Raw genomic sequence first — 11555 nt, 5'->3', positions numbered from 1 at the left:
CGGGAACTTTGCTGCGCGACGCGGAGTTTTCGAAGGGAGAGGTGCGGAGCGACGGCGGTCGCGGCGTGCGGGGCGTGCGGGGCGGTGATCAGAGGAGATTGCGCAGCGCCCGCTCCCGGATCATCAGGGCGGCGCGCTTCTCGGGGAGGTCGATTTCCGCGTGGCAGCGGAAGCCCGAGCCGAGGAAGGCCGATACGGAGGGGGTGTTGCGGATGTCCGGTTCCGCGACGACGCGTGTGCAGCGGGGACGGTTGCCGAGGACCAGGTCGGCGACGCCTCGCAGCAGTGCCGTGCCCAGCCCGCGGCCGCGGTTCGTACCGTCTCCGATGAGCAGGTGGATACCCGTGTCGTGGGGGCGCGCCGGATAATGGCGGGAGAGCGGGTCGAGGTCGGCCCGGTAGATCTCCCAGTAGCTCATCGGCACGCCGTCGAGAACGCCGAGGCAGGGGATGCTCCGGCCGTCGCCGTCGAGCTGGGCCCGCAGGTGGGCCGCGGTAACCGCGGCGGGGCCGGCGAGCTCCCAGTAGGCGTTCACCTCAGGGTCGTTCATCCAGCCGGTGAGGAGTTCCAGGTCTCGTCCCGGCCGTACGGGTTCCAGGCGGAAGGTCCCGGCCCGGGTGGTGACGCTGCCCCAGGTGGCGGGTGAATCGAGCAGGTCGGCCTCGGCGAGCAGGGGCAGCAGGCCTGCGTTGCGGCACGGTACGGCGGTGTGCTGGACGGCGCCGAGGGCGTAGACGGCGTCAGGGGCGTCGAGACCGGGTCCGGCGTAATCGGCGGCGGTGTCCGTGAGGCTCATCGGGGGCTCTCCTCCGCGTCGGGCGCCGACGCGTCAAGGGTGAAGGGGGTTGGTGATGGTGACGTAGACGGACTGGGTGTCGACGGGGCCGACGAGCTCGTCGAGGCCACCCAGGCGGGTGAGCAGGTTCGCCTTGCAGCGCAGGGTGGGCGAGTCAAGCAGCCGGGTGGGGAGCGGGCCGAGGCCCGCGGCCTTGGCGAGGAAACGGCGGAAGGCGGCGAGGAGGACGCGTTCGTCGGCGAGGCGCTGGGAGCCGAAGGCACCGATCAGGCCCAGCACGTTGTTGATGCCGAGGTAGTAGGCGAAACGTTCGTCGGTGACGGGGTCCGGGACAAAGGTGTCGCTGCGGGTGCCGATTCCGGGGAGCCGTTGCTCCAGTTCGGTCCGGCGGGACTCGCGGAAGTAGTAGCCCTGGTTGTCCCGGTAGCGGCCACCGGTCGGCCATCCTGCCGGGTCGAGAAGGACCAGGGTGTTCTGCTGGTGCGCTTCGAGGGCGATGCCGGCGAGGGCGTCGAAGGCGAGGACCGGCAGGACCACGTGGTCGAGGTAGCGCAGGAACCACTCGGCGGCGACGGCCGTGGTGGTGTGTCCGGTGGCGGAGGCGAGACCGGAGACGATCTCGGCGAGCCGGGAGCGCATGGTGGTCCGGCCGGGCCGCGGTCGGGGAGAGGTGAGTGCGGCGACGCAGGCGGCGTCGTCGCCCGGGCGGAAGGGGTTGTGGCGCAGCAGGGCGTCGAGACCGGGGACGGGGGTGCCGTCCGGGGCGTCCACGGCCACCCAGGCCGGGTCGCGGACGATGTCGAAGCCCGGGTGGGCGGCCTGCCACTGCTCGGCGAGGCCGGTGCGGAGCAGCCGGTGTACCTCGACGCCCCGGTGGAGTTCCTTGCGGAGGTTCTCGCGGCGGGAGTTGGTGATGCGCAGACCCAGGGAGAGCTTGAGCATCGCGGGGGCGCCGGGCCGGTGGACGGTGCGGACGGAGGAGGTCGGGTACCAGGCCTCCCCCTGGGGACCCAGGTCGTGCAGGAGTCCGGCGTCACGCAGGGCGGTGACGGATGGGCGTTGGAGGAGGTCGCGGGCCTGCCAGGGGTGCAGGGGAAGGGGGGTGGTGCCGTCGGGCAGCGACAGTCCGGGGGCGAGCCGGCCGATGAGCTGCGGAGCGGAGACGGGGCGGCCGCGCTCGGTCCAGGCTGATTCGGTGGCGAGGGCGGAGTGCTCGACCGCGAACCAGTGCAGGGGGAAGGAGCCGTGGAGTTCGGGTGAGTAGCGGGGAGCCTCGGTCTCGGAGAGTCCTTCGCGGCTCTTGGGGTCGGGCTGGAGGGGGTGGCCAAGGAGGAGTGACTGTTCGGCGGTGAGGAAGCGGTCCGCGCCGGCGGGGGCCGGGGCGGTGGGGCGTTCTCGCCGGTCGGCGATGAACTCGGCGGTACGGCGCACCGAGTCGGCGACCCGGCCGACGAGGTCGGCGCTGCCTCGGCCGTCGACCGCACCCTCGCGGGCGATGAGCGCGGCCAGGGTGACGGCGTCCAGGCACGGCGCGGTGATGGGTGTGCCTTCGAGACGGGCCGGGCCGAAGCGGTGCCAGCCGGTGTGGGACCAGTGGCGGACAGCGACCAGCACGGCGGTGCCGGATGCGGGAAGGGGGATGCGCAGGGGGCTCCCGGCGGGTGCGTCAGGGCGGCGCAGGCCGGACTCTCGGATCCAGCAGCGGAGCAGGTTCTCCACCGCCGCGGCCTCGGCGGCGAGGGCCGGTTCGGGGTGGTCCAGGGGGTCGGGTCCGGCGGTGGGCTCCGGCCGGACGAAGCCCGGCCGGCCGGTGCGGGCGCGGGGCGTGCCGTCCTTCTGCCGGGGCACCGTGGTCGCCGCCCCGGCGTCGGCTGCGCCCGGCTCCGGGGGCGGCCCGCCCGGAGCGGCCTCCCGCGCCAGGGCGTACCCGGCCGTGCTCCCGCCGGCGTGGGCCCCGGTGGCGGAGCGGTGTGCGGGGGACGGCTCGACCGAGGAGATGTGCGGTTCGGCCCTGCCCGGCACCGCGTCGGGAGTTGGGGCGTTCCCGGTGCTGATGCGGGGCCCGGCGTCGGCGGGCGCGGCCTGCGCGCTGGTGGCCGGTGGACGCGCGGCCGGCGTGGCGGGCAGCTGCGGCAGCGCGGGGTCCCGTACGGCTTCGGCGTCCGCCGCGGGCGCGGGGTCGACCACCGGCGAGGGCTGTGCCGGGGCGTCGGCTCCGCGTCCGGGGAGCGACGACGCCGTGCGGGCTCGGTCGGGCAGCGGCTGCGGGTGGTCCGGCTCGCCCACGGCGGCGGGCACGGAGGCGGCGGAAGCCGGGTCTTGCGGATGGGGGCCGGACTGCATCGGGGTGGACTGGTACGGCTCTGGCATCACGGATCCTCGGGGTGCGGGTCAGCGGGGCCGGCGGGCGGCGGCCGGGATGGCGTCGGCGAGGCGATCGAGGACCGCCGCGGCCTGCTCGTCGGTCAGGGTCAGCGGCGGGAGCAACCGGACCACGGCCCCGTGGCGGCCCCCGAGTTCGACGATCAGACCGCGTTCCAGGCACTCCTGGCGGACGGCCGCTGCGAGGGCCGGTGCGGCGGCTCCGGTGTCGGGGTCGACCAGTTCGAGGCCGATCATGAGGCCCCGGCCCCGGACGTCCCCGATGCAGGGGTGCCCGGAGGCCAGACCGCGCAGGGCCGCCAGCATCCGGTCGCCGAGAGCGGCGGCGCGTTCGGCGAGCCGGTTCTCCCGGACGAAGGCCAGCGTGGCCGTACCGGCGGCCATGGCGAGCTGGTTGCCGCGGAAGGTGCCGGCGTGGGCACCCGGGGTCCAGATGTCCAGGCCTGATCGGTACACGATCACCGCGAGGGGCAGGCTGCCACCGATCGCCTTGGACAGGACCATCACGTCGGGCACCACCCCTGCGTGGTCCACGCCCCAGAAGGCGCCGGTGCGGCCCACGCCGGTCTGGACCTCGTCGGCGATGAGGGGGATCCCCCGCGATGCGGTGATCTCGCGCATGCGGCGCAGCCAGCCGTCCGGGGCCGGGTTGACCCCACCCTCGCCCTGCACGGGTTCGACGATCAGGCCCGCGGGCAGCGGGACGCCGCCCTTGGGGTCGTCGAGCAGATTCTCCGTCCAGCGCGCGGCCAGTTCGGCTCCCTCGGCGCCTCCGACGCCGAACGGGCAGCGGAAGTCCTGCGGGTAGGGAAGCCTGGTCACCCGGGGCTCGGAAGCGCCTCCCGAGGCGTCCAGGGCGCCGGCGGTCATGCCGTGGTAGGCACCGGTGAAGGCGAGGAGTCCGGAGCGCCCGGTCGCGGTGCGCACCAGTTTGAGGGCGGCTTCCACCGCGTCCGTACCGGCGGGCCCGCAGAACTGGATGCGTGCGTCGGCTGCCAGTTCGGGCGGCAGGTTGGCGAACAGCTCCGTGGTGAAGGCGTCCTTGACCGGTGTCGCGAGGTCCAGCACGTGAAGTGGTGCGCCCGAGTCGAGGACTGCGCGGACCGCTTCGAGCACCACCGGGTGGTTGTGTCCGAGCGCTAGGGTGCCGGCACCGGAGAGGCAGTCCAGGTAACGGCGGCCGTCGGCGCCCTCGATGGTCAGACCGCGGGCCCGCACCGGGACGATCGGCAGAGACCGGGCGTAGGTCCGGGCGGCTGACTCGCGCTGCGCCTGCCTGCGCAGAATGCCGTCCTGACCTGCTGCGCGGCTGCCCTGCGGCGGCACTTCGGAGCTCCCCTGCGGCGGGGTCCGTGTCGCTGCCGCCGCCCCGGCCTGCTCGGTGAAAGCCATGCGCACCGCTCCTCCCGCACTGACTGCACTTTCGGATTGCCCTTCGAACACCAACGCTCCCCCCGTCCCCCGTACGTACCAACGACGGTGACGGCGACGGATCACGGGTGGACTCAAGATCCTTGTCATGAAGTGAGCATCAGGAACCATCGACCCGGGCTGGGTCGTCCAAGGCGGCAGCGGCATAGTGGGGGGCTCCACTCCACGCCTCGAACCTCCAGGGGGACGAACGACATGCGACCGAACCGACCGGTCACCGCGACACTGTGCGCGGCCGCCCTCGTGCTGACCGCCGCAGCCTGCGGTCCCGGCGACGGGGAGGCCGGCGGCGACGCCAAGCCGACCGTGGCGGCGAGCCTTCCGGCCGCGGACGGGATCAAGATCCCGGACCAGCTCAAGGAGAAGCTCAGGGAGCGCGGCATCGACGTGGAGAAGTGGAAGGGGGGTGAGTGGAAGAACTGGAAGAAGGACGACTGGCTTCGCGAGGCGGGCGACTACATCAACCCGATCATCGAGGACCTCTGGGACCCGGACCGGATGCGCGACGCCGAGCAGCCGCAGCGTCCGTCCGTCGACCCGGACGCGGGCAAGGACCAGGGCGTCACCGACCCGACCCCGGCGCCGGTGGCGGCCAAGCCGGCCAGCGCGCCCTACCACGCCAGCGTTCCGGAGTCCGGCAAGGTCTTCTTCGACGGACCCGAGGGCTCGATGGTGTGCTCGGCGACCGTGGTCAAGGATCCGGCGCACCCCGGCAAGTCGAACCTAGTCTGGACGGCGGGCCACTGCGTGCACGCGGGCAAGGCGGGCGGCTGGTACCGCAACATCGCGTTCGTCCCCTCCTACAACAACGCGGGCAAGCCGTCGGCGCAGCTCAAGGGCGCGCCGCGTGAGCAGGTGGCCCCGTACGGCGTGTGGTGGAGCGACTGGGCCCAGACGTCCGACCAGTGGATCGCCACGGGCGGCCCGACCGGCGGCGCGGGGGCTCCGTACGACTTCGCCGTACTGCACGTGACGCCCGAGAGGGGGAGCGGCAAGTCCCTGGAGGAGACTGTCGGTTCGGCGCTCCCGGTCGAGTTCGCCGCGCCCGCCGTGCCGAAGGTCGCGGGCATCACGGCGACGGGTTACCCGGCGGCGGGCCCGTTCGACGGCCAGAAGGCCTTCCAGTGCACGGACAGGCCGGGCCGGCTGACCCTGAAGGCGAACGAGCCGGTGATGTACCGCATCGGCTGCACGATGACCGGCGGCGCCTCCGGCGGCGGTTGGGTCGCGGCGGGCGCGGACGGGCGGCCGGCGCTGGTGTCGAACACCTCGATCGGCCCGGCCAAGGCGGGCTGGCTGGCCGGACCGCGGCTCGGCCCGGAGGCGAAGGGCATCTTCGACGCGGTGAGCCGCAAGTTCAAGTAGCCCCTGCCCGGGAGCACCGGCCCCGGAGCGGGAACGAACGGGTGAGGGCCCCTGCACGTGCAGGGGCCCTCACCCGTGAGGAGGTCTCGGCGATGCCGTCGTGCCGGCGCTCCCGGCACGCGGCAGCGGTCAGCCGTAGGGTGCCGGCAGCGGCCCGGCTACTGCTTGGCCGGCGTGTACGGCGCCAGGTCCGCCGCAAGCTCCTGGTGGACGCGTGCCTTGAGCAGAGTGCCCTCCGGGGTGTGCTCCTCGGAGATCACCTCGCCCTCGGCGTGCGCCTTGGCAACCAGCGAACCGCGGGTGTACGGCACCAGGGCCTCCACCTCGACCTCGGGCCGAGGCAGCTCGGAGTCGATGAGCGCGAGGAGTTCCTCGATGCCCATGCCCGTGCGGGCCGAGACGGCGATGGAGTGGCGCTCGATCCGCAGCAGCCGCTGCAGGACCAGCGGGTCCGCGGCGTCGGCCTTGTTGATCACCACGATCTCGGGCACGTTCACCGCGCCGACCTCGCGGATCACCTCGCGCACCGCCGCCAGCTGCTCCTCCGGAGCCGGGTGGGAACCGTCGACGATGTGCAGGATGAGGTCGGAGTCGCCGACCTCCTCCATCGTGGAGCGGAACGCCTCGACGAGGTGGTGGGGCAGGTGCCGGACGAATCCGACGGTGTCGGCGAGGGTGTAGATCCGGCCGCTGGGTGTCTCGGCCCGGCGCACGGTCGGGTCGAGGGTGGCGAACAGCGCGTTCTCCACCAGTACGCCCGCGCCCGTGAGACGGTTGAGCAGTGAGGACTTGCCCGCGTTGGTGTAACCGGCGATGGCGACCGAGGGCACCTTGTTGCGGCGCCGTTCCTGCCGCTTGATGTCACGGCCGGTCTTCATCTCCGCGATCTCCCGGCGCATCTTCGCCATCTTCTCGCGGATGCGTCGCCGGTCGGTCTCGATCTTGGTCTCACCGGGGCCTCGGGTGGCCATGCCGCCACCGCCGCCGCCGCCCATCTGCCGCGACAGCGACTGACCCCAGCCGCGCAGCCGGGGCAGCATGTACTGCATCTGCGCGAGTGCGACCTGCGCCTTGCCCTCTCGGGACTTGGCATGCTGGGCGAAGATGTCGAGGATCAGGGCGGTCCGGTCGACCACCTTGACCTTGACGACGTCTTCGAGGGCAATGAGCTGGCCGGGGCTGAGCTCACCGTCGCAGACGACGGTGTCGGCGCCGCTCTCCATGACGATGTCGCGCAGCTCGCGGGCCTTGCCGGAACCGATGAAGGTGGCCGGGTCCGGCTTGTCACGGCGCTGGATCACGCCGTCCAGTACGAGAGCGCCCGCCGTCTCGGCGAGGGCGGCGAGCTCCGCGAGGGAGTTCTCCGCGTCCTGCACGGTGCCCGAGGTCCAGACGCCGACGAGGACCACGCGCTCCAGGCGGAGCTGTCGGTACTCGACTTCGGTGACGTCTTCGAGCTCGGTGGAGAGACCGGCGACGCGGCGCAGGGCCGCGCGCTCGGAGCGGTCGAACTGGTCGCCGTCCCGGTCTCCGTCGATCTCGTGGCTCCAGGCGACGTCCTCTTCCATCAGGGCATCGGCCCGAAGGCTCTCGGTGAAGCTCTGCGGTTCACGCGCGTCGGTCGCGTCCCGCTCGTCCTGGGAAGCGGAAGAAGAGGAGGTCATTGGATCCTTACGTCGATTCGAATAGCAGTGTCACGCCTGGCGGGGACACGGTGGATGTCACGTCCAACGTGTCACACCGCCCGGGGATTCCCCGAACGGACCCGTCGATGGTGACATGCCCGTTCGTAGGCGGTCACACCCTTTTCCCGCCGGGCGCAGCCCCGCCCGGCGCAGCCCCGCCCGGTGCGGCCATGCTCGGTGCCTGCTTGCCCCGCGCGGCCCGGTCCGCCGCCGGGGCGCTCCACTCCGGGTGCCCCGGCATCGGCGGGGTCTTCGTCCCGTACAGCCACGGCTCCAGGAAGGCTCCGAGGTCGCGACCCGCCTCCTGCGAGGCCAGGCGGACGAAGTCGGCCGTGCCCGCGACCCCGTCCCGGTACCGCGTGACCCAGCGGCGTTCGATCCGCTCGAAGGCGGGGGCGCCGATCTCCTGTCGCAGTGCGTAGAGGATCAGCGCGGCGCCGTCGTAGACCACCGGCCGGAACAGCCCGATCTTCTCGCCGGGCGCCGCGGCCTTCGGGGCGGCCGGGGGGCCGCCCGCCGCCCGCCACTGGTCGGAGCGCTGGTACGCCTCGCGCATGCGCCGCTCCAGGGAGTACGTGCCCAGGCCGTCCGCGTACAGGGCCTCGTACCAGGTGGCGTGTCCCTCGTTGAGCCACAGGTCGGACCAGGTCCGGGGGCTGACGCTGTCGCCGAACCACTGATGGGCGAGCTCGTGGACCATCACCGCCTCGACGTACCACTCGGGGTAGCCCTCGCCGGAGAACAGGCTGCTCTCGAAGAGCGAGAGGGTCTGCGTCTCCAGCTCGAAGCCGGTCGTCGCCCGCGCGATCAGCACCCCGTAGTTCTCGAACGGGTAGCGGCCGACGCGCTCCTCCATCCACTCGATGTGGCCGGCGGTCTTCTTCAGCCAGGGGTCGAGCCGCTGCCGGTCGGCGGCGGGCACCACGTCGCGCAGCGGCAGCCCGTGCGGTCCGGTCCCGTGGACGACGGCGGAGCGGCCCACGGAGACCTGGGCCAGCTCGGTGGCCATGGGGTGGCGGGTCCGATACGTCCACGTCGTGGTGGGGCCCGTGCGCCGGGCAGGGCCCGCCTGGAGGCCGTTGGCGACGGCTGTGAGCCCGGTGGGTGCGCTGATCCGGAAGGTGAAGAGGGCCTTGTCGGCGGGGTGGTCGTTACAGGGGAACACGCGGTGGGCGGCGTCGGCCTGGTTGGCCATGGCCAGACCGTCCTCGGTGGGCACCCAGCCGCCGTCCCCGCGACCGCGCGGGTCGCTGGTGTGCCGGACCGTGATCCGCAGCGCGCCGCCCTCCGCCACCGCCCGCGGTGGGGTCAGTACGAGGTCCTCCCCAACGCTCTCGAAGCGTGCGGGCTCCCCGTTCACCTCGGCGGACGCCACTGTGCCGTGGGTGAAGTCCAGGTTGACGCGCTCCAGCGGCTCCAGTGCCCGGGCCTCGATGACGGTGACCGCGTCGAGCGGGGTCAGGTTGTCCTTGTACGTGAAGGACAGGTCGTACGCGAGCACGTCGTAGCCGGGGTTCCCCAGCTCGGGGAAGAGGCGGTCCCCGATGCCCAGGGGCTTCGGCGGGGGCAGTACCGCGGCGACGAGGGTGAGGGAGGCCGCGGCGAGCAGGGCGGCGCGCAGGCGGGGCGAGGAGAGCTGCATCCACCACCGCTTACCAGCGCCCGCCGCGGGACGGCGTACGGCGCGCGACGGGGCCACCCGAACGGGACCTTCCGGCGCCGTACCGGCCTACGCCCGGCCGGCGCCGTCGCCCTACACGCGGCCGACGTCGTACACGCCCGGCACGTCACGCATGGCGCGCATCAGTGCGGGCAGGCCGGCCGCGTCGGGCAGCTGGAGGGTGTAGGTGTGCCGGACCCGGCCCTCGATCGGGGGTTCGACGGTCGCGGAGACCACCTCGACGCCCTCGTGGGCGATGGCCTCGGTCAGGTCCGCCAGCAGATGCGGGCGGCCGAACGATTCAGCGAGCAGGGTGACCCGGCAGTCCGCGGTGGCCCGCCAGTGCACGGCGACGGAGGTGCGGCCCACGGCGCGCATCCGGGCCACGGCCGCGCACTGGACCCGGTGCACGGTGACGGCTCCGCCGCGGACGACGAATCCGGCGACGGCGTCCGGCGGGACCGGGGTGCAGCACCCGGCCATCCGGACGGTGGCGTCCGGCAGGTCGGCCACGGCGTTGGCCCCGCCGCCCCGGGCTCCGACCACCGACAGCGGCGCCCGCGCGGCCGAGGTGGTGGCCATGGCCCGGTCGGGATGGGATTCGAGCCAGCTGCTGATGGCGATGCGGGCGGCGGGCGTCCGGGCGTGGTCCAGCCACTCGGCGGCGGGTCCGGAGGAGGCGTCCTGCGCGAGCAGCAGCTGGACGGTGTCACCGTCGGACAGCGGTGAGGACAGTGAGGCGAGGCGCCCGTTGACGCGGGCGCCGATGCAGCCGTGGGCCGCCTCTCCGTGCTGCGCGTAGGCGGCGTCGATGCAGCTGGCTCCGGCGGGCAGGCCCAGGGTGCCCCCGTCGGCCCGGAAGACGGTGATCTCCCGGTCCTGCGCGAGCTCGGCGCGGAGCACGCTCCAGAAGGTGTCCGGGTCGGGTGCGGACTGCTGCCAGTCGAGCAGCCGGGACAGCCAGCCGGGCCGGGTCGGGTCCACCCGCTCCTCGTACGGGTCGGCGGCGTCGGGCGTCGCGGTGGCGTCCGGCGCCGCGGTGGCGTACGGGTTGCCGAGCGCCACCACGCCGGCCTCGGCGACCCGGTGCATCTGTCGGGTCCGCACGATGACCTCGGCCACGTACCCCTCGGGGGTGGCCACGGCGGTGTGGAGGGACTGGTAGAGGTTGAACTTCGGGGTGGCGATGAAGTCCTTGAACTCCGAGACCACCGGGGTGAAACAGGTGTGGAGCTCCCCCAGTGCCGCGTAGCAGTCGGCGTTCTCGCCGACCAGGATGAGGATGCGCCCGAAGTCGGAGCCGCGCAGCTCGCCGCGGGTGCGGGTGATCCGGTGGACGGAGACGAAGTGCCGCGGCCTTACCTGTACTTCGGCGCCGATGCCCGCCTCCCGCAGGACGGTCCGTACGGAGTCGGCGATGCCGGGCAGCGGGTCGCGCTCGCCGGCGTGGGCGGCGATGAGGGCGCGGGTGCTCTCGTACTCCTCGGGGTGCAGGATCGCGAAGACGAGGTCTTCCAGTTCGGTCTTGAGGGCCTGTACGCCGAGCCGTTCGGCAAGCGGGATCAGGACGTCACGGGTGACCTTGGCGATCCGGGCCTGTTTCTCCGGCCGCATCACGCCCAGCGTGCGCATGTTGTGCAGCCGGTCGGCGAGCTTGATGGACATCACGCGGACGTCGTTGCCGGTGGCGACGAGCATCTTGCGGAAGGTCTCCGGTTCCGCCGCGGCACCGTAGTCGATCTTCTCGACCTTGGTGACGCCGTCAACGATGAAGCAGACCTCGTCGCCGAACTCGGCGCGGACCTGATCCAGGGTCACGTCGGTGTCCTCGACGGTGTCGTGGAGCAGAGAGGCCGTCAAGGTGGTGGTTTCGGCGCCCAGTTCGGCGAGGATCAGGGTGACGGCGAGTGGATGTGTGATGTACGGCTCACCGCTTTTTCGCATCTGGCCGCGGTGAGAGCTCTCCGCGAGCAGATAGGCGCGCCGCAGAATGGACATATCGGCGTCCGGATGGTGGGCGCGGTGGGCCTCGGCGACATGGCCGATTGCGTCCGGGAGCCGGTCCCGGGACGTCGGCCCGAGCAGCGCCGCGCGCCCGAGGCGGCGCAGATCGAGCCTGCTCCGGCCCCGTCTGCGGAGCTCAGGGCGCACTTCGGGGTGTGCTTCGGGGTTCGTGGCCTCTGCACTCATGGGCACCTCCGGCGGCTTCGACCGGCGGTGGTGGGCATGGGGTGAG

The 11555-nt window shown here is 72.9% G+C and carries 7 protein-coding genes; 1 reads left to right on the top strand and 6 read right to left on the bottom strand.

What is annotated here, in order from left to right:
• Positions 1–88: 88 nt before the first annotated feature.
• The 3 genes from R4Z63_RS24515 to R4Z63_RS24505 are packed head-to-tail and all read right to left on the bottom strand — an operon-like array spanning position 89 to position 4570.
• Complete coding sequence (locus tag R4Z63_RS24515; RefSeq protein ID WP_078557146.1) at positions 89–796, bottom strand: GNAT family N-acetyltransferase; 708 nt, start codon at positions 794–796, stop codon at positions 89–91.
• Positions 797–829: 33 nt separating this feature from the next.
• Positions 830–3166: an IucA/IucC family protein gene (locus R4Z63_RS24510; RefSeq protein WP_384448307.1), complete on the bottom strand. Its 2337-nt coding sequence runs from the start codon at positions 3164–3166 to the stop codon at positions 830–832.
• 21 nt (positions 3167–3187) lie between these two features.
• The gene (locus tag R4Z63_RS24505) at positions 3188–4570 is read right to left on the bottom strand and encodes a diaminobutyrate--2-oxoglutarate transaminase family protein (RefSeq protein WP_172671426.1); all 1383 of its coding nucleotides are present in this window, start codon (positions 4568–4570) and stop codon (positions 3188–3190) included.
• A 234-nt stretch (positions 4571–4804) separates the two neighbouring features.
• On the opposite strand from R4Z63_RS24505, the gene R4Z63_RS24500 reads away from it, so the two are divergent.
• Positions 4805–5974, top strand: a complete 1170-nt coding sequence (locus R4Z63_RS24500) for a trypsin-like serine peptidase (protein ID WP_384448303.1) — start codon at positions 4805–4807, stop codon at positions 5972–5974.
• Positions 5975–6132: 158 nt separating this feature from the next.
• On the opposite strand, the gene hflX is transcribed toward R4Z63_RS24500, so the two are convergent.
• The 3 genes from hflX to R4Z63_RS24485 all read right to left on the bottom strand — a co-directional run bounded on the left by hflX (position 6133) and on the right by R4Z63_RS24485 (position 11509).
• Positions 6133–7638: a GTPase HflX gene (gene hflX, locus R4Z63_RS24495; RefSeq protein WP_037929802.1), complete on the bottom strand. Its 1506-nt coding sequence runs from the start codon at positions 7636–7638 to the stop codon at positions 6133–6135.
• A 133-nt stretch (positions 7639–7771) separates the two neighbouring features.
• Positions 7772–9301 carry a M1 family metallopeptidase gene (locus R4Z63_RS24490; protein ID WP_384448299.1) on the bottom strand — a complete coding sequence of 510 codons (1530 nt, stop codon included), beginning with the start codon at positions 9299–9301 and terminating at the stop codon, positions 7772–7774.
• A gap of 111 nt (positions 9302–9412) precedes the next feature.
• Positions 9413–11509 (bottom strand): RelA/SpoT family protein, encoded by a 2097-nt coding sequence (locus R4Z63_RS24485; RefSeq protein ID WP_384448296.1) that lies wholly within the window; start codon positions 11507–11509, stop codon positions 9413–9415.
• Positions 11510–11555 lie beyond the last annotated feature (46 nt).

It is taken from the genome of Streptomyces sp. PL-29, assembly GCF_058344425.1.
The sequence above is the reverse complement of the archived record's forward strand: the minus strand, read 5'-3'. Positions and strand labels throughout refer to the sequence as shown.